This is a genomic window from Alcaligenes sp. AB3 (assembly GCF_031844565.1).
Lineage (GTDB): Bacteria > Pseudomonadota > Gammaproteobacteria > Burkholderiales > Burkholderiaceae_B > Alcaligenes > Alcaligenes faecalis.
In genome coordinates, this window is sequence record NZ_JAUZVM010000002.1 from 35003 (window position 1) to 50778 (window position 15776).

Annotated in this window: 19 protein-coding genes; 8 read left to right on the forward strand and 11 right to left on the reverse strand. The window is 57.9% G+C overall.

What is annotated here, in order from left to right:
- The first annotated feature begins 82 nt into the window (after nt 1-82).
- Nucleotides 83-1024 carry a LysR family transcriptional regulator gene (locus Q9R35_RS05210; RefSeq protein ID WP_063689292.1) on the forward strand — a complete coding sequence of 314 codons (942 nt, stop codon included), beginning with the start codon at nt 83-85 and terminating at the stop codon, nt 1022-1024.
- Here Q9R35_RS05210 and Q9R35_RS05215 read toward each other — a convergent pair.
- Entirely contained in the window at nt 1021-1545 is a 525-nt protein-coding gene (locus Q9R35_RS05215) for a carboxymuconolactone decarboxylase family protein (RefSeq protein ID WP_311219466.1), read from the reverse strand. The genes Q9R35_RS05210 and Q9R35_RS05215 overlap by 4 nt on opposite strands.
- 125 nt (nt 1546-1670) lie before the next feature.
- Entirely contained in the window at nt 1671-2996 is a 1326-nt protein-coding gene (locus Q9R35_RS05220) for an aspartate aminotransferase family protein (RefSeq protein ID WP_252605910.1), read from the reverse strand.
- A gap of 165 nt (nt 2997-3161) precedes the next feature.
- On the opposite strand from Q9R35_RS05220, the gene Q9R35_RS05225 reads away from it, so the two are divergent.
- Both Q9R35_RS05225 and Q9R35_RS05230 read left to right on the forward strand, forming a co-directional pair.
- The gene (locus Q9R35_RS05225) at nt 3162-4037 is read left to right on the forward strand and encodes a MurR/RpiR family transcriptional regulator (protein WP_236779997.1); all 876 of its coding nucleotides are present in this window, start codon (nt 3162-3164) and stop codon (nt 4035-4037) included.
- A 5-nt stretch (nt 4038-4042) separates the two neighbouring features.
- Nucleotides 4043-5080 carry a C45 family peptidase gene (locus tag Q9R35_RS05230; protein WP_197313721.1) on the forward strand — a complete coding sequence of 346 codons (1038 nt, stop codon included), beginning with the start codon at nt 4043-4045 and terminating at the stop codon, nt 5078-5080.
- An 80-nt stretch (nt 5081-5160) separates the two neighbouring features.
- On the opposite strand, the gene Q9R35_RS05235 is transcribed toward Q9R35_RS05230, so the two are convergent.
- Both Q9R35_RS05235 and Q9R35_RS05240 read right to left on the reverse strand, forming a co-directional pair.
- Nucleotides 5161-5724, reverse strand: coding sequence for a cob(I)yrinic acid a,c-diamide adenosyltransferase (locus Q9R35_RS05235; protein ID WP_063689277.1), 564 nt, complete (start codon nt 5722-5724; stop codon nt 5161-5163).
- Nucleotides 5725-5733: 9 nt separating this feature from the next.
- Nucleotides 5734-6258 (reverse strand): GNAT family N-acetyltransferase, encoded by a 525-nt coding sequence (locus Q9R35_RS05240; RefSeq protein WP_081251399.1) that lies wholly within the window; start codon nt 6256-6258, stop codon nt 5734-5736.
- A gap of 111 nt (nt 6259-6369) precedes the next feature.
- Between Q9R35_RS05240 and Q9R35_RS05245 the strand changes: the two genes are divergently transcribed.
- A complete protein-coding gene (locus Q9R35_RS05245; protein ID WP_042488111.1) occupies nt 6370-6675 on the forward strand; it encodes a copper-binding protein in 306 nt (101 codons plus the stop codon).
- A gap of 87 nt (nt 6676-6762) precedes the next feature.
- On the opposite strand, the gene hslU is transcribed toward Q9R35_RS05245, so the two are convergent.
- The 5 genes from hslU to Q9R35_RS05270 all read right to left on the reverse strand — a co-directional run bounded on the left by hslU (nt 6763) and on the right by Q9R35_RS05270 (nt 11183).
- A complete protein-coding gene (gene hslU / locus Q9R35_RS05250) occupies nt 6763-8100 on the reverse strand; it encodes an ATP-dependent protease ATPase subunit HslU (RefSeq protein WP_042488109.1) in 1338 nt (445 codons plus the stop codon).
- 17 nt (nt 8101-8117) lie between these two features.
- Complete coding sequence (hslV, locus tag Q9R35_RS05255; RefSeq protein ID WP_009462614.1) at nt 8118-8651, reverse strand: ATP-dependent protease subunit HslV; 534 nt, start codon at nt 8649-8651, stop codon at nt 8118-8120.
- A gap of 220 nt (nt 8652-8871) precedes the next feature.
- A complete protein-coding gene (gene dksA / locus Q9R35_RS05260; protein ID WP_042488105.1) occupies nt 8872-9309 on the reverse strand; it encodes an RNA polymerase-binding protein DksA in 438 nt (145 codons plus the stop codon).
- A gap of 82 nt (nt 9310-9391) precedes the next feature.
- Nucleotides 9392-10492, reverse strand: a complete 1101-nt coding sequence (locus Q9R35_RS05265; protein WP_045931151.1) for a GTP-binding protein — start codon at nt 10490-10492, stop codon at nt 9392-9394.
- 199 nt (nt 10493-10691) lie between these two features.
- Nucleotides 10692-11183: a Fur family transcriptional regulator gene (locus Q9R35_RS05270; protein ID WP_009462608.1), complete on the reverse strand. Its 492-nt coding sequence runs from the start codon at nt 11181-11183 to the stop codon at nt 10692-10694.
- 82 nt (nt 11184-11265) lie between these two features.
- Here Q9R35_RS05270 and Q9R35_RS05275 point away from each other — a divergent pair, with 82 nt between their 5' ends.
- Genes Q9R35_RS05275 through Q9R35_RS05290 form a run of 4 tightly spaced genes read left to right on the forward strand, consistent with a single transcriptional unit; the run spans nt 11266 to nt 14069 of the window.
- Nucleotides 11266-11415 (forward strand): hypothetical protein, encoded by a 150-nt coding sequence (locus Q9R35_RS05275; protein ID WP_165589481.1) that lies wholly within the window; start codon nt 11266-11268, stop codon nt 11413-11415.
- A gap of 4 nt (nt 11416-11419) precedes the next feature.
- On the forward strand, nt 11420-12142 hold the full coding sequence (locus tag Q9R35_RS05280; RefSeq protein WP_035273564.1) for a metal ABC transporter ATP-binding protein: 723 nt from the start codon (nt 11420-11422) through the stop codon (nt 12140-12142).
- Nucleotides 12142-13041 (forward strand): metal ABC transporter permease, encoded by a 900-nt coding sequence (locus Q9R35_RS05285; protein ID WP_311219606.1) that lies wholly within the window; start codon nt 12142-12144, stop codon nt 13039-13041. Before Q9R35_RS05280 ends, Q9R35_RS05285 begins: the two co-directional genes overlap by 1 nt.
- Nucleotides 13041-14069 carry a metal ABC transporter substrate-binding protein gene (locus tag Q9R35_RS05290; protein WP_311219467.1) on the forward strand — a complete coding sequence of 343 codons (1029 nt, stop codon included), beginning with the start codon at nt 13041-13043 and terminating at the stop codon, nt 14067-14069. Before Q9R35_RS05285 ends, Q9R35_RS05290 begins: the two co-directional genes overlap by 1 nt.
- Nucleotide 14070: 1 nt before the next feature.
- Here Q9R35_RS05290 and Q9R35_RS05295 read toward each other — a convergent pair whose 3' ends face one another.
- Both Q9R35_RS05295 and Q9R35_RS05300 read right to left on the reverse strand, forming a co-directional pair.
- Entirely contained in the window at nt 14071-15111 is a 1041-nt protein-coding gene (locus Q9R35_RS05295) for a tyrosine recombinase XerC (RefSeq protein WP_404977938.1), read from the reverse strand.
- A complete protein-coding gene (locus Q9R35_RS05300; RefSeq protein ID WP_311219468.1) occupies nt 15099-15776 on the reverse strand; it encodes a DUF484 family protein in 678 nt (225 codons plus the stop codon). Before Q9R35_RS05300 ends, Q9R35_RS05295 begins: the two co-directional genes overlap by 13 nt.

Consider the following 15776-nt stretch of genomic DNA (forward strand, 5'->3'; position numbering starts at 1 on the left):
TTACCTGTAGGTTGGTTTTAAGGCATTGTAGGCATTGTGAGCAGTCCTGATAATTGCAATTCATTGAAATAATTTATTCCCTATGAGCACAAGTAATCTCACTTCCCTGATGAGCGATATGGTGGTTTTTGTCAAAGTGGTGGAGACAGGCAGCTTTTCTGAAGCCTCTCGCCAGCTTGGCTATACCCCGTCGGCGGTCAGCCGTTCCATTGCGCGTCTGGAGAAAGGTCTGGGAACGCGCGTCCTGCAGCGCACGACACGCAAACTGCGCTTAAGTGATAGTGGTCAGGCGATTTATGAGCATGCCCGTGACATGCTGTCTTGTGCCCAGGCGGCGATGGAGATTTCGGGGCAGTTCCAGACCGAGCCAGAGGGGCAGATTCGTTTGAGTGTCCCCAAAGCAGTCGGGCATTTCCTGATTCATCCGCACATGCCGGATTTCCTGGCGGCGCACCCCAAGGTGAATGTGCTGATGAATCTGGATGATCGCTATGCAGACCTGATCGACGATCAGCTGGATCTGGCGATACGGATTACCGATCAGCCGCCGCCCGGTTTGATGGGGCGTCATCTGACCGATATTCGACATGGTCTGTACGCCAGTCCGGACTATCTGGCCGAGCACAGTTTGCCCGTGCATCCCCAGCAGTTGCGCGAACACAGCTGCATCTATCTGGGCGAGGCACCCAGCGATTCACGCTGGCGGTTCAATAAAGGCGGGCGGGTGTTGAATGTGTCGGTTAGCGGACGCTACGCGGCCAACCATACGGGCGTGCGTCTGGATGCGGTGGAGCGGGGCTTGGGGATCGGCAGCCTGCCTTGCTTTGTGGCCAAGGAGCCTGAGCAGGAAGGGCGTATTGTGCGCGTGCTGACCGATTGGGAGTTCCGCACTCAATATTGCGGTGCCTTGTGGGCCTTGTATCCGCCTACCCGCCATCTGCCCCCCAAGCTGCGCTTGTTTGTGGAGTTTCTGGCGGGGCGCTTGGGAGGTAGCAGGACGGATGTACTCAGGGTACCGTTTTAGCGCGAGTCGTCGGAATGGATGTGCAAGGCTTCCAGAAAACGCGACACCATATTGTAGGTAGCGATAGTGGCAGTTAGCTCCACCGTCAGTCGCTCATCGAAATACTGGCGTACGTCCTGAAAAACAGCGGGTTCCACTTGCACATTCAGGGTCATGGCATCTGTGTAAGCCAGTACAGCCCGCTGGATGGGCGTGAATGTCTCCGAGTCCTGCCAGTCAGGCAGGGCATCCAGTTGGGCCTGACTCAGGCCCTCTGCCAGCGCGATAGGGGCATGTTGGTCGGCCTCGTATGGGGCGCGGTTCAGCAAGGCAACACGCATGATGACCAGCTCACGCAGATCACCCGCCAGGCTGCTGTTGTGGCGTATGCCGGTCAGGTGATTTAGCCAACCTTTCGCAATGGGTGGGCTGTGCAGCAGCATCTGGTACAGGTGCAATACGCTGCCACGCTCTGCAATGATCTGTTCTACCAACGGGGCAGCCTCGGGGGCGTTCAAGTCAGCATAAGGTAGGCGGGCCATGGTTCTCCTTTAGGTAAAGCTGGCGGTGCTTCTTGCGGCGGGCTTGCCGCAGGGCGGTCGGCAGAGCGTTCTGCAGTGGCCAAGACCCGGGCGGGCTGCCTGCTCAACGCTCTGCAACATGGGATTTAACGAGGCAAGATGTGCTCTATGGTCTGCGTCAGACGTTTCACGATTTCCTGAATGTCGGACTCGGTGCAGATAAAAGGTGGCGCCAGCAAAATATGATCGCCATGCACCCCATCTATCGTGCCACCCATAGGGTAGAGCATCAGGCCCTGGGAAAACGCATATTGCTTGATCTTGGCATGAGTTTTCAGGCCAGGGTCCAGCGCTTGCTTGCTGGCCCTGTCTTGCACCAGCTCGATCCCGACAAACAGACCGCGACCGCGTATGTCGCCCACGTTGGGGTGGCTGTCCAAGGCCTGATGCAGTTCCCGCCGCAGTTGTTCGCCGCGCTGACGAACGTTTTTCAGCAGCTGGTCTTGCTCAATCACTTGTTGTACGGCCAGAGCACCGGCGCAGGCCGTGGCATGCCCCATATAGGTATGCCCGTGCTGGAAGAAGCCCGAGCCATTCAGTATGGCCTGATAAATCCGGTCACTGGCCAGCATCGCGCCGATAGGTTGATAGCCTGCGCCCAGACCTTTGGCTATGGCCATGATGTCCGGCACTACGCCGTCCTCTTCGCAGGCGAACAGATAGCCGGTGCGCCCCATGCCGGACATGACCTCGTCCAGAATCAGCAGCACGCCATGCTTGTCGCAGACCTGGCGGATTTTCTTCCAGTAGTCGCCTACCGGGGCCAAGGCGCCGGCGGTGGCGCCCACCACGGTCTCGCCAACAAAAGCGGCGACATTCTGGGAGCCCAGACTTTGAATCATGTCGTCCAGCTCCTGGGCCAGACGGTCCGCATATTGCTCGGCGCTTTCATCGCTGCGCTGGTCGCGGTAGGGATAGCAGGGGGAAACGTGCTGGGTTGGAGCCAGTAGGGGCAGGAAGGGCTTGCGACGCCATTCATTCCCCCCAATGGCCAAAGCGCCCAGTGTATTGCCGTGATAGCTCTGGCGGCGGGCGATGAAAATATGGCGCTCGGGCTGGCCAATTTCCACAAAGTATTGCCGAGCCAGTTTCAGACTGGCTTCCACAGCTTCAGAACCGCCGGATAAAAAGTAGACGTGATTCAGATCCCCGGGGGATCGGCTGCTGAGAAAATCCGCCAGATCTTCGGCAGCCTGGCTGCTGAAGAAAGAGGTGTGGGCGTAGGCAATCTGGTCCAGCTGCTGCTTGATGGCCGTGATGACGGCTGGGTGGCTATGGCCCAGGCAGGACACGGCCGCACCCCCACTGGCGTCTATATACGATTTGCCTTCCTTGTCCACGATGCGGATGCCATCGCCTTTGACGGCATAGGGCAGCGTTTGCTTGGGGTTGCGATGAAAAACATGTGTCATGGCGCAGATCCAGAAAGTAGTCCCAATGAATTTTCAACGTATGTTGAATGTATAATAATACTTTCAACAAATAAATCATCATTGAATGATCGGTATGGGTGGATAAAGGCTGCACTGTTGCGCCTTGGCAGCATTTGCGACCGATATATACTTGGTGTCCCCTTTTTGAGCGTATTGGCCATGAACTCCCTGAGCACCTTGACTGAGCGCATTCAAGCGGCGTTTGCCGCCATGTCGCCCCAGTTCCAGCAAAGCGCACGCTATGTGCTTGATCATGCCGATCAGGTGCCCTTGCTGTCCATGCGTCAGTTGGCAGCCCAGGCACAGGTACAGCCTGCAACCTTGCTGCGTTTTGCACAGTCTTTGGGCTTTGGCGGTTGGGCAGAATTCAAGGCCGTGTTCACCCAGGCTCTGCATGGCCAGGGGGCCCGCCGCTATGCCGATCAGGCGCGGGCGGTGGTTCGTAATCGGAACAAGGAAGATCGGCTGGCGCAGGCCTTGACCGCGCAAATGGATAATCTGGCGCTGTTGCGCGAGGTGAACGAAGCGCGGCTGCCCCAGGCTGTCAGCTTGCTTGCCAAGGCGAAACGGGTTTTTGTTGCCGGATTCCGAGCCTCTTTTGCGCCTGCTTTTTCCTTTCATTACCAGTACCGTTTGTTCCGGCCTTCCATTGCCTTGCTGCGTGGGGAGTCGGGGACTCTGGATATGGATTTGCGGGCCTTGCAAAAGGGCGATGTGCTGGTCTTGTTTGGTTTTGCTCCCTATTCGCAGGAAGCCGTGCTGGCGCATCAGGCGGCCCGGCAGGCAGATGCACAAATTCTGGCTATTTGCGACAGCTTGCTTGCCCCTATTGCGCAGCAGGCTGATGCCACATTATTGTTTGGAACCGACAGTCCGTCTTTCTTTCCTTCTCTGGTTGCTGCACAGGCGCTGGTGGAGGTTTTGCTGGAGCAGGTTCTGGCCAAGGCGGGCAGTCGTGCGGTAAGCGGTATCGAGTTGCTTGAAAATCAATTGCACCAGTCCGGTGCCTACTGGAAATAGACGCAATGGCTAAGTTGTCCTATCTGGAGTTAAGTGGTGGTCCCAAAGAAATTGGCCATTCTTTGGGACGTTTCGGAGCCCCCGCAGTGCATGCCTACTTGCTGAGTTCAGCAGCATGGCAAGGCATCATGCAATCAAAAGGGACGGCTGTAGCCAGTCAGCTGGCCCAGTACACCGAGCGCTATTTCCCCCGAATATGGACCGAGCTCCAGGGCCTGGCATTAGGTCTGGAGCTCCCATTCGAAGAAGTGTTTTTGTGGAATTGCCGTGGCGACCTGTGGGCCATGGCTCCCGATGGTTGCACCACCGTACAAATGCCGGCCCAGGGCGAACCTCGCCTGGTGCATAACGAAGATGGTGATCCAGGGTTTGCCGGTTACTGCGGGGTGGCCAAATTCATCCCCGACAGTGGCATGTCCTTTGTCTCCTTCCTGTACCCCGCCTCCTTGCCAGGTCACAGCTTTGCGGTGACACAGGCAGGCTTGGCCATGACCGTCAATAATGTGCGCGCCCGTCATGTGACCGCAGGGGTGCCGCGCATGGTTCTGACCCGTGCCATGCTGGATCAGCCCGATCTGGATCAGGCGGTGGGTATCCTGCAGGATCATCCCCGTTCCGGCGCTTTCCATTTGAGTCTGGCGCAGCGTGGCGATCCGCGCTTGCTGAGTGTGGAATTTAGTGCCGAGGCCGTTTCTGTGCAGACCATTGAGCAGAACCATCTGCACGCCAATCATGCGGTACATCCGTCCATGCAAGGCTTTGAACAGCGTATTACCCGGTCTTCCGAGCTGCGGCAGGAGCGTGGGGATCAGTTGCTGGCACAAGCAGGTGCTGCACTTGATCCTTTGACGGTCCTGGCGGATCAGCACCATGCGGAATTTCCGATCTGGCGCTGTGACCCTAAGGACAGCGACGCGGAAAACACCCTGGCAACTGTGGATATTCAGGTGGGCAGCCAGTCCTTAAAGTGGCAGGTCTACGAAGACCCCACGGACGAGCCTGTGCTGAAATTTGCGGATACCACTCGCATTGATCTAACCTGAAAAGGAATAGGGCCCTGCTAATGCAGGGCCCTATTCTTATAGTCGCAGTCGCAGTCGCAGTCGCAGTCGCGACGGGGCGATCAGTCCTTGTCAGTCTCGTTGCGTTTGGGCTCCCACAGTACGTCAGAGCGGCCAGCATGGCGGTTCAAGGTACGCGCCAACACAAACAATAAATCCGACAGGCGGTTCAGGTACAAGCGCGGACCGTCCTGTGGCAATGCCTCAGAGGGCACAGCAACAACACTGCGCTCCGCACGACGTGCCACACAGCGCAGCACATGGGCTTGTGCGGCTGCCGGGCTGCCGCCCGGCAAAATGAACTCTTTGAGTATGCCCAAAGGCTCGTTGTAGTGGCGAATCGCCTGATCCAGACGCTCTACATGGGCACTACCTATGACCTGATGGCCAGGAATGCACAGTTCAGCTCCCATATCGAACAAGTCGTGCTGGATATCGGACAGCAGGCTATCGACATCTTCTGGCAGCGCCATGCTGCGCAAGACACCAATATGGCTGTTCAGCTCATCCACGTCGCCCAGGGCGTGGATCAGGGGAGCGGTTTTGGGCAGGCGGCTGCCGTCGCCCAAACCTGTTGTCCCATCGTCGCCGGTGCGGGTGCTGATAATGGAAAGTCGTGTGGACATGAGGGGGCCTTAAATTTCGGCAGGGCTAGGGGTGCCTTGGGCCAGATTCACCAGGGCATCGCCAGTAACACGCACCACACGCCAGTCTTCCAGCACTTGAGCGCCTTGGTGCTTGTAAAAGTCGATGGCGTTCTGGTTCCAGTCCAGTACTACCCACTCCAGGCGACCACAGCCTTGGGTGACAGCCATCTGGGCCAGATGGCGCAAGACAGCAGCGCCCAGACCGTGCTTGCGATGGGCCGGGTCTATATACAAATCCTCCAGATAGATGCCGCGGCGATCCAGAAAGCTGGAGTAGTTGTAAAACCACATAATGTAAGAAATTGGTGCGTCGGGCTGGTCTTCTGGCGTGATCACCAGGCAGTAGGCGCTGGGCTCATCGGAGAAGAAGCTGTTGCGCAGCGACTCGGCGCTAGCCTTGAAAATATGCTCCAGTTTTTCAAAGGCGGCCATATCGCGCATCAGGCCCAGAACGGCCGGAATGTCTGCGGGGGTGGCTGGACGCAGCACATACCCTTTAATAAATTCGCTCATGCTTTTGCAAAGGTTTAGCGTTATGCTTGATCGGAAGCAGACGCATCAGGCGTCCGAAAGTAGGCATTATGAGCTAATTGTCTGGCTCTGCCCAATTTGCAGGAGGTAAAAATGACGTGGACGAAACGAGGCGCAGCCTTGGCACTGGGAACATTGGGTGTGGTAGCGGGCTCGGCGTATGTCGTGGTTGCCCAGGCTCAGGAAGCCAGTGCCTCGGGTGAAGTACGCCGTCTGGACGCCGAGGCCGGCAAAATTACCATCAAGCATGGTGAGATCAGCGACCTGGAGCTGCCCGCCATGACATTGGTGTACAAAATTGATCCCGCCTTGCTGGCCAATATCAAGCCGGGTGACAAGGTAAAGTTCACCGCCAAACGTGATGGCGGTGATTACGTGGTCACTAAGATCAGCAAATAGGCGCAGCGCTCTGCGGGCGCAGGGTTGCAGTAAGAAAAAGGGGCAGAAGAATCTGCCCCTTTTCTATTACAGCGACAAGCGGATGTCTTACAGCACGTAGCGTGCTAGATCCTGGCTGGCTGCGGTTTCCTGCAGCTGCTTGTTCACGTAGTCAGCGTCAATGACCACATTTTGCTCACCGTGGCTGCCGGCGCTGTAGGACAGCTCTTCCAGCAGTTTTTCCATGACGGTGTACAGGCGACGGGCACCAATGTTTTCGGTACGCTCGTTGACATCGAAGGCCAGCTCGGCCAGACGCTGGATACCGTCGGGACGGAAGTCTAGTTGCACGTCTTCGGTGCCCAGCAAAGCGGCGTATTGCTTGGTCAGGGAAGCGTCCGTGGTCGACAGGATCTGTACGAAATCCTGGGCGCTCAGCGATTCCAGTTCCACACGGATAGGGAAGCGGCCTTGCAGTTCAGGGATCAGATCCGAGGGGCGGGACAGATGGAACGCGCCCGAGGCAATAAACAGGATGTGGTCGGTACGCACCACACCGTATTTGGTCGTGACGGTGGTGCCTTCTACCAGTGGCAGCAGGTCACGCTGCACACCTTGGCGGGACACATCGCCGCCGCTGCCCTGGCTTTCGCCACGCGCAGTGATCTTGTCGATCTCGTCCAGGAACACGATACCGTTCTGCTCGGCGTTGGCCACTGCAGCGGTACGCAAGTCGTCTTCATTGACGCGACGGGCCGCTTCTTCCTCGGTCAGTTGCTTGAAGGCTTCCTTGACCGTCAGCTTGCGAGCCTTGGTTTTTTCCTGGCCCAGACCGGAGAACATGCCGCGCAATTGCTCGGTCATCTCTTCCATGCCGGGAGGGGCCATGATTTCCATGCGAGGCATGGCCTGAGCCATCTCGATTTCAATCTCGGTATCGTCCAGCTTGCCTTCACGCAGACGCTTGCGGAACACCTGGCGTGCCGAGTTGTCCTCACGCTGGGGCTGACCGTGGGCATCGCGCGAGGGCGGCACCAGTACGTCCAGAATGCGGTCTTCAGCGGCTTCCTCGGCCTGGGTGCGCACACGGCGCATTTCGACTTCGCGAGTTTGCTTGACCGAAATATCCACCAGGTCGCGGATGATGGTTTCAACGTCGCGGCCCACATAGCCCACTTCCGTGAACTTGGTGGCTTCAACTTTGATAAAAGGCGCATTGGCCAGCTTGGCCAGACGACGGGCGATTTCGGTTTTACCCACGCCGGTGGGTCCGATCATCAGAATGTTCTTGGGCACGATCTCGCTGCGCAGGGGCTCGGCAACCTGCTGGCGGCGCCAGCGATTGCGCAGGGCCACGGCCACGGAGCGCTTGGCCTTGCCCTGGCCAACGATATGCTTGTCCAGTTCGGAGACGATCTCTCCGGGAGTCATATTAGGTGTAGACATGGTGGGGTATCCGGCTGTCAGAGTGTTTCGACGATATGGTTCTGGTTGGTGTAGATGCACAGGTCACCTGCGATCTCCAGAGACTTTTTAACGATGTCGGCAGGAGCCATATCGGTGTTTTGCAGCAAGGCCATGGCGGCTGACTGGGCATAGGAGCCGCCCGAACCGATGGCAGCCAGGCCATGCTCGGGTTCGAGCACGTCGCCATTGCCAGTCAGCACCAACGTGTGTTCCTTGTCCGCCACCAGCAGCATGGCTTCCAGACGGCGCAGAACGCGGTCGGTGCGCCAGTCGCGCGTCAGTTCGACGGCGGCGCGCAGCAGGTTGCCCTGGTGCTTTTCCAGCTTCGCTTCAAAGCGTTCTTGCAAGGTGAAGGCGTCGGCCGTCGCACCGGCAAAGCCGGCCAGGATGCTGTCGTTGTACAAACGGCGAATCTTGCGGGCCGTGCCCTTGATGACAATATTGCCCAGGGTGACCTGACCATCGCCGCCAATGGCGACCTGATCTCCGCGGCGTACACAGACAATAGTAGTGGCGTGAAATTGTTCCATGATTTCCTTCCTTTAAGGTTCCCATCTGGGGGCCGGGCCGGAAATTTCAAGCGCATGACAGCAGGAAGTTTTTACCGGGCGCTAGGTTGCTGCGCTGAACGGGGGCGAAGGAGTGCACGATGTGCTGCGTTGATGGGGGCTGGTGTGGTTGGGCTAAATGGCAAAAAAAAGCCCGCCAGAATGATCGGGCGGGCTTTTTATCAGGGCGATAGGCGTTGCATCAATCCCCAAACATCTTTTGACGCTTCTCGCGACGTTCCTGGGCTTCCAGAGACAGGTTGGCCGTGGGACGTGCCAGCAAACGGGGCAGGCCGATGGGCTCGCCGGTTTCCTCACACCAGCCGTATTCGCCCGAATCGATCAGGGCGATGGACTGTTGCACTTTCTTGAGCAGCTTGCGTTCGCGATCGCGGGTGCGCAGCTCCAGAGCGTGTTCTTCTTCGATCGTGGCACGGTCAGCCGGGTCAGGAACGAACTGGGTTTCACGCAGGTTTTCCGTCGTGGCACCGGCGTTGGCCAGAATTTCCTGCTCAAGCTGGCGCAAACGATGCTTGAAAAACTCCAGCTGGGCGGCGTTCATGTAGTCTGACTCAGGCATCGCCAAAAGCTCCTGCTCGGTCAGCAGGGTTGTAGTACTGTCATGTGACTTAGTTGCCATGATGCTTACCTCTTGTTGACGTCTGGGAGCCTGTAACTGTCGTCACGCGCAATCGCTCCGCATTTACTGAATAATTATTAATTCAAACCAGGCAATTCTCCAGGCCCTGGGTGAATATGTCTTGGGGCAGCTTGCGGCCAATAAAGACCAGCTTGGTGCCTTTTTTATCTTTGGCCAGCCAGGCATTGCCGGGCTCGGCGCTCATCATCATGTGTACGCCTTGGAACAGCATACGGCGATTGATGCCCTTCAGATACAAAATGCCCTTGTAGCGCATCAGATCTGGTCCAAATACTTGAACAATGCCCGACAGGAAGTCTTCCAGTCGCTCGGGGTCGAAAGGTCGGTCCGAACGGAACACGAAAGCCCCGATCTCGTCATTGTGAGCGGCGTGCTCGTGGTGATGATGGTGGTGGTCGTGCCCGCAGCCAGGACCGCAATCGCCTTCATCACCGTGGGCATGATCGTGGTGGTGATCATGCTCGTCCGCTGCATCGGGGTGTTGCTCTGCCAGGAATTGCGGATCAATGTCCAAAATGGAATTCAGGTTGAAACCGCTGACTTCCAGCAAATCCTTGATGTCGGTTTCACCGAAGTGAACCGGCGTAATCGTGGCTCGCGGGTTGATGCGGATCAGACGGGCGCGCAGGGCCTCGTAATCCACATCATTGACCAGATCTTTTTTGGAGATCAGCAAGCGGTCCGCAAAACCAACCTGTTTCTGGGCTTCTTCTTGCTGGTCCAGCGTGGCCATGCCGTGTTTGGCATCCACTACCGTGATGACCGCGTCCAGCCGATAGTAGTCGGCAATATCATCGTCCATGAAGAAGGTCTGGCAGACCGGGCCGGGGTTAGCCATGCCGGTGGTCTCGATGATGACGCGCTCGAACTTCAGTTCGCCCGCTTGGCGGCGAACGCGCAAATCGTTCAGGGTGCGCATCAGGTCACCGCGCACGGTGCAGCACACGCAACCGTTGCTCAGCTCGACGATTTCTTCTTCGGAGTCTTGCACCAACAATTCGTTGTCGATGCCTTCAGGCCCGAACTCGTTTTCGATGACGGCAATACGTCGACCGTGATATTCGCTCAGGATGCGCTTGAGCAGCGTGGTTTTGCCAGCGCCCAAAAAACCAGTCAGAACAGTGACTGGAACCATGTTGTTCAGATCTGATGCCGCGTTCATAAACATGCCTCGCAGTGGCGGGCGAAAGGTACAAGGCACGGCACCAACCGCGGCTTCCTGCACCCATCTGCTCCGCACGAAAACAACGTGCGATTACATCACAGCCTTGCCTGTTGGGCAAACGGTGATCTGTAAAAATTCACAGAGGTTTGCCAATAGATCGGGGAATATATACCGATTGGAGGCAAAATGCCACGTTTTAGGGGGCAGATAAGGGTTTTCGCTCGTTTTTAGCGGCAACGCAACGCTGGCACAGGCCACGCAACTCGGTCTCGTGACCGGACAGGGCAAAGCCGGCTCCGCGCACACAGTCAGCCAGCCGCTGGCTCAGGTCCGGAGCGCACAGCTCCACCACGGTACCGCACTGGGTGCAGACAATCAGCAAGTCGTGGGGGTGGCCACCGGCATCCACACAGGCCGTCCAGGCATTGACGGCATCCAGGCGGTGAATCAGACCTTCTTCAGTCAGAAAGTCCAGGGCACGGTAAACGGTAGGAGGCTTGGCGCCGGGCTGGAACTCGCGAACCAGATCCAGCAGTTCGTAGGCGCGCAAACTGCGCTGGGCCTGAATCAGGATTTCCAGCACCTGGCGGCGAATTGAAGTCAGCCGTTTACCGCGTTCCAGACAAAGCTGTTCAGCGGTAGCAAGCTGATCTTCAATGGCGTTGGGCGTAAGAATATGTACAGGCATGGCGCTTGATGGGTTGTTTGTTATGTTATAACATCTTTGGAAAATTAAATTATTCCCAATCTAGCCGCATTATCCCTGTTTCATGTCCTGTCCTCAATTTCCCTCGACTTTCCGCAGTCCGGCACCTCGTCGTTCGCTCTTGCTGGCCTCGGCCGGACAGCGCGTACTGGGCGCCTTGTGCGTGGCAGGAGCCTTGTGGCTACTGACTGCCTGGGCATTGGGCGCGTGGTAAGGGCATGAGTTCACATCAAACCTTGATCGAACTCGAGCATGTCGCGCTGGGCTGGAAAGACAAAATCGCTCTGCGTGATATCAGCGGCTGTTTTAACCGAGGCTCTTTGACGGCTATCGTCGGGCCTAACGGTGCTGGTAAATCCACCTTGCTCAAAGGGCTGACCGGGCAGATCAATCCCCTGAAAGGGCGCATTGCTGTCGACAGCGGTTTTCTGAATCAGCTGGCCTTGTTGCCGCAGATGGGCGATCTGGACAAAAGTTTTCCGGTGACGGTGCATGATCTGGTGGCTATGGGAGCCTGGAAGCGTGTGGGTGCTTGGGGCGGTTTCCCCAAAGCCGAGCACGAACGCATTGGTCATGCGCTCGAGCAGGTGGGTCTGGCCGACTTTGCGCGTCGTTCCATTGGCACCTTGTCGGGCGGTCAGTTACAGCGCGCCTTGTTCGCCCGCATGATCATGCAAGATGCCCAGATCCTTTTGCTGGACGAGCCTTTTGCCGCGGTGGACCGTGCAACCTCGGACGAATTGATGAACCTGATTCTGGACTGGCACAAACAGGGCCGTACCGTGATGGCCGTGTTGCATGATCTGGATATGGTGCGTAGCTGTTTTCCGCAAACCGTGCTGCTTGCCGGGCAGGTGGTGGGCTGGGGTGAGACCGAGGCGGTGCTGACGCCGGAGAACCTGCATCTGGCTCGCCATTTGTGCGCGGGGGACTATCTATGATTTCCCTGGTCGATGTGCTGTTTGGCCCCTTCATGGACTTTGGTTTCATGAAGCGCGCGCTGGCCGGTTCGTTTGCCCTGGCCGCAGCGGCCGGGCCTTTGGGTGTGTTTCTGGTACTGCGCCGCATGAGCCTGATGGGCGATGCGATGGCGCATGCCATTTTGCCCGGTGTGGCGGTGGGTTTCCTGACGGCGGGCCTGTCTTTAAGCGCGATGGCTATAGGCGGCATGATTACCGGCCTGGTCGTAGCCTTGCTGGCCGGTCTGGTGGCTCGCCTGACACCGCAACGGGAGGACGCCAGTTTTGCGGCCTTCTATCTGGTGTCTCTGGGGCTGGGGGTGCTGCTGGTGTCGCTGCGCGGCTCGAATATGGATTTGATCCATGTGTTGTTTGGCACCGTGCTGGGGCTGGATGATGCCTCCTTGCTGCTGGTAACCAGCAGCACGACGGTCACGCTGATTATTCTGGCCCTGGTCTTCCGACCTTTGGTGCTGGAGTGCATGGACCCGATCTTTCTGCGCACCCAAGGTGGGCGTGGGTCCGTGGTTCACATGTTGTTCTTGTTCATGCTGGTCATTACGCTGGTGGCTGGCTTCCAGGTTCTGGGGACCTTGATGGTGGTGGGGATCATGATGCTGCCCGCCGCCTCGGCCCGGTTCTGGGTGTATTCCGTAGGCCGGCAAATGCTGGTGGCGGCCTTGCTGGGCATGCTCAGCGCCTATCTGGGGCTGCTGTTCTCGTATTACTACAACGTGCCCGCTTCGCCCGCGATCATTCTGGCGGCCGGCGCGTTTTATTTTCTTTCTATCACCCTTGGCCCCCAAGGCGGTTTGCTGCGTGCCTATTCCCAATGGCGTGCACGGCGTCGGCGCATGGCCTCTCTCCTGGAGCACGATTGATGAAAATGCGAGACATTTATTCAGGCCGCACTGTATTGGCCTTGGGCTTGCTGGCAGCCAGTTTGTCGGTACAGGCCGAGCCCCTGCGCGTGGTCAGCAGCTTCTCGATCCTGAACGATATGGTCAAGGAGATTGGTGGCGACAAGGTCATGGCCAGCACGATCGTGCCTGCCAATGGGGATGCCCATTCGTTTGAGCCGCGTCCCAGCGATGCGAAGACCTTGGCCAGTGCGCAGTTGCTGGTGATTAACGGTCTGGAATTTGAGTCCTGGCTGCCGCGCTTGCAGCAGGCAGCAGGCTACAAGGGACCGCAGATTGTAGCGACAGAAGGCATTACGCCCTTGGCTTTTGAAGGCGGGCAGGACGACCATGCTGGCCACGATCACGATCACGATCACGATCACGATCACGACCATGAGCCTGCGCATGACCACGCTCATGATCATCAACACGCCAATGAGAAAGACCCTAGCGGCCACGACCATAGCCATCAGCACGGCAGTCAGGACCCGCATGCCTGGCAAAGTTTGGGTCTGGCGCAGATCTATGTTCGTAATATCAGCAAAGGACTGGAGCAGGCCGATCCGGCCAACGCCGAGTACTACCAGCGCCGCGCCAAGGATTACGCCCAGCGCCTTCAGGAACTGGACGACTCCATCAAGACTCGCTTGCAAGCGGTGCCGGTAGACAAGCGCAAGGTCATTACCTCGCACGATGCTTTCGCCTATATGGGCAAGGCTTACGATATCCGTTTCATCCCCTTGGTCGGTGTTTCCAGCCAGGCGGAGCCTTCTGCACGCGATATTGCAACGATTATTCAGCAAGCGCGCAGCGAGCAGATTCAGGCCATTTTTGTAGAAAACACGGTCAGCGCGAAGCTGGTTGAGCAAGTGGCTCGGGAAACTGGCGCGAAGGTAGGCGGCACTCTGTATTCCGACGCCCTGGGTGCGCCCGGATCAGGCGTGGATACCTATTTGGGCATGATGCGCTCGAATACCGATCAATTGATCAAGGCTTTGCAGCCCTGATTCATTCATCCGGCTTGTCACTGGCCCGGTTCTTGCGTTGTGCCCGAGGATGGGCCTGATCGTAAGCCTGGGCCAGATGCTGGAAGTCCAGACGGGTATAAATCTGGGTCGTGGAAATATTGGTGTGACCCAATAGTTCCTGCACCGCCCGTAAATCTTGAGCCGACTGCAGCAAATGGCTGGCAAAGCTGTGGCGCAAGCTGTGCGGGTGCACATGCACCGGCAGGCCGCTGGCCCGGGCGTAGTTTTCCAACTCCTGCTGCACCATCCGCGGATGAATGCGAGCCCCACGGGCTCCCAGAAACAGTGCAGCACTGGCATCGGCGCTCGTCGCCAGCGATGCCAAAGCGGGGCGTTTTTCTAGCCATTGCTGCAAGGCATGCAGGGCTTTTTCACCTACAGGCAGGCGGCGTGTCTTGCCGCCTTTGCCACTGACCACCAGCTCACGATCATCCAGCAGTAACCAGCTTTTGGACTGGTATTGCGTGTCCTGGTGATAGTGCGTGTCCAGGCTAACCAGCTCGGCTAAACGCAGCCCGCTGGAATAAAACAATTCAAACATGGCCTGATTGCGCCAGCTGACCGGGTCGTCCTGAATAGGGGCGGTTGGGCGGTCCAGTAATTGCTGGGTCTGGTCTACGGACAAGGCCTTGGGCAGGGGACGGCCTATCTTGGGTGCCTTCAGGCTGGCAGCCGGGTTCAAGGGCCAGCCCAGTGCTTTGGTGCGCGATTGATAGTAGCCACGCCAGGCCGCCAGAATACGGGCCAGGCTGCGCGGTGCCAGGCCCTGTGCATGCAAACGGGCGGCGGCCTGTCGCAACTGGCTCTGAGTCAGTGTGTCGGGGTCTGTGCCTGGGTACTGCGCCAGCAAATGGCGCAGATCATTGCGGTACGCACCGAGTGTGTGTTCCGAATAGCGTTTTTCATGGCTTAGTTGGTGCAGCCAGCTTTGCATGGCTGGGCTAAGGGCCTGGGGGGCGGCCGGCTGCTTGTGGGGCTTGTCCCCGGAAGGGGGGCGGTCTTGTTTGTTCAGGCCGGACATTCGCTTTGACTAACAGTGCTGGGCTTGTACAAACGCTGCAGGGCGGCGCTACACAGCTCACCTATGCCTTCCAGAAAGTCCGTACCCATATCGGCGGTAAAGCGCGTGGCTTCGGGCGAGCCCAGAACCAGCAGGCCAAACAGGGTGTTCGACTCGGGGAACTTCAAGGGCACAATGGCCACCGATTGCGCGTCTTGCTGCAAATCAGCCAGGAACTCCTGTTCGCGTCGGACGCCGCAATAGGGGTTGATCAAGGTGTAGGCCCAGCTGACCAGGGCGTCGTCAGCCAGCACTTCGTCCGGATTCCAGCAGTGCAGGCGGACAACAGGCATTTCAAAAATGCGCTCCAGGCTGCTGCAGATCAGTTCGGGTAGGGCTGCCGGGTCGGACTCGGCCAGCATCTGGCAGTTCCATTGGTGCAATTGGCGCGAGATCTTTTCATTGCCACGAGCATTAGCGACCAGTGTGGCCAGTTGGCGCTCGGTTTTCTTGCCGCGCTCGCGCAGCAGCATGATCTGGCGCTCGCCCAGGGAAATGGCGCGGCTTTGGTGCGGGTGCGGCACCATCAGTTTGGAAAAAACGTCGGCGTGCGCGTCGAAGAAATCAGGGTTGGCTTTCAAAAACTGGGCCACTTCCACGGCGCTAAGGCTGTTGGGGGTATCCAT

Coding starts and splice junctions, on each gene's coding strand:
- Q9R35_RS05275 (WP_165589481.1), top strand. CDS start 11,266: ATGTCCTGTCCTCAATTTCCCTCGACTTTCCGCAGTCCGGCACCTCGT.
- Q9R35_RS05295 (WP_404977938.1), bottom strand. CDS start 15,111: ATGTCCGGCCTGAACAAACAAGACCGCCCCCCTTCCGGGGACAAGCCC.
- Q9R35_RS05220 (WP_252605910.1), bottom strand. CDS start 2,996: ATGACACATGTTTTTCATCGCAACCCCAAGCAAACGCTGCCCTATGCC.
- Q9R35_RS05210 (WP_063689292.1), top strand. CDS start 83: ATGAGCACAAGTAATCTCACTTCCCTGATGAGCGATATGGTGGTTTTT.
- Q9R35_RS05230 (WP_197313721.1), top strand. CDS start 4,043: ATGGCTAAGTTGTCCTATCTGGAGTTAAGTGGTGGTCCCAAAGAAATT.
- Q9R35_RS05240 (WP_081251399.1), bottom strand. CDS start 6,258: ATGAGCGAATTTATTAAAGGGTATGTGCTGCGTCCAGCCACCCCCGCA.
- Q9R35_RS05215 (WP_311219466.1), bottom strand. CDS start 1,545: ATGGCCCGCCTACCTTATGCTGACTTGAACGCCCCCGAGGCTGCCCCG.
- hslU (WP_042488109.1), bottom strand. CDS start 8,100: ATGTCTACACCTAATATGACTCCCGGAGAGATCGTCTCCGAACTGGAC.
- Q9R35_RS05265 (WP_045931151.1), bottom strand. CDS start 10,492: ATGAACGCGGCATCAGATCTGAACAACATGGTTCCAGTCACTGTTCTG.
- Q9R35_RS05235 (WP_063689277.1), bottom strand. CDS start 5,724: ATGTCCACACGACTTTCCATTATCAGCACCCGCACCGGCGACGATGGG.
- hslV (WP_009462614.1), bottom strand. CDS start 8,651: ATGGAACAATTTCACGCCACTACTATTGTCTGTGTACGCCGCGGAGAT.
- Q9R35_RS05270 (WP_009462608.1), bottom strand. CDS start 11,183: ATGCCTGTACATATTCTTACGCCCAACGCCATTGAAGATCAGCTTGCT.
- Q9R35_RS05280 (WP_035273564.1), top strand. CDS start 11,420: ATGAGTTCACATCAAACCTTGATCGAACTCGAGCATGTCGCGCTGGGC.
- Q9R35_RS05245 (WP_042488111.1), top strand. CDS start 6,370: ATGACGTGGACGAAACGAGGCGCAGCCTTGGCACTGGGAACATTGGGT.
- dksA (WP_042488105.1), bottom strand. CDS start 9,309: ATGGCAACTAAGTCACATGACAGTACTACAACCCTGCTGACCGAGCAG.
- Q9R35_RS05290 (WP_311219467.1), top strand. CDS start 13,041: ATGAAAATGCGAGACATTTATTCAGGCCGCACTGTATTGGCCTTGGGC.
- Q9R35_RS05300 (WP_311219468.1), bottom strand. CDS start 15,776: ATGGATACCCCCAACAGCCTTAGCGCCGTGGAAGTGGCCCAGTTTTTG.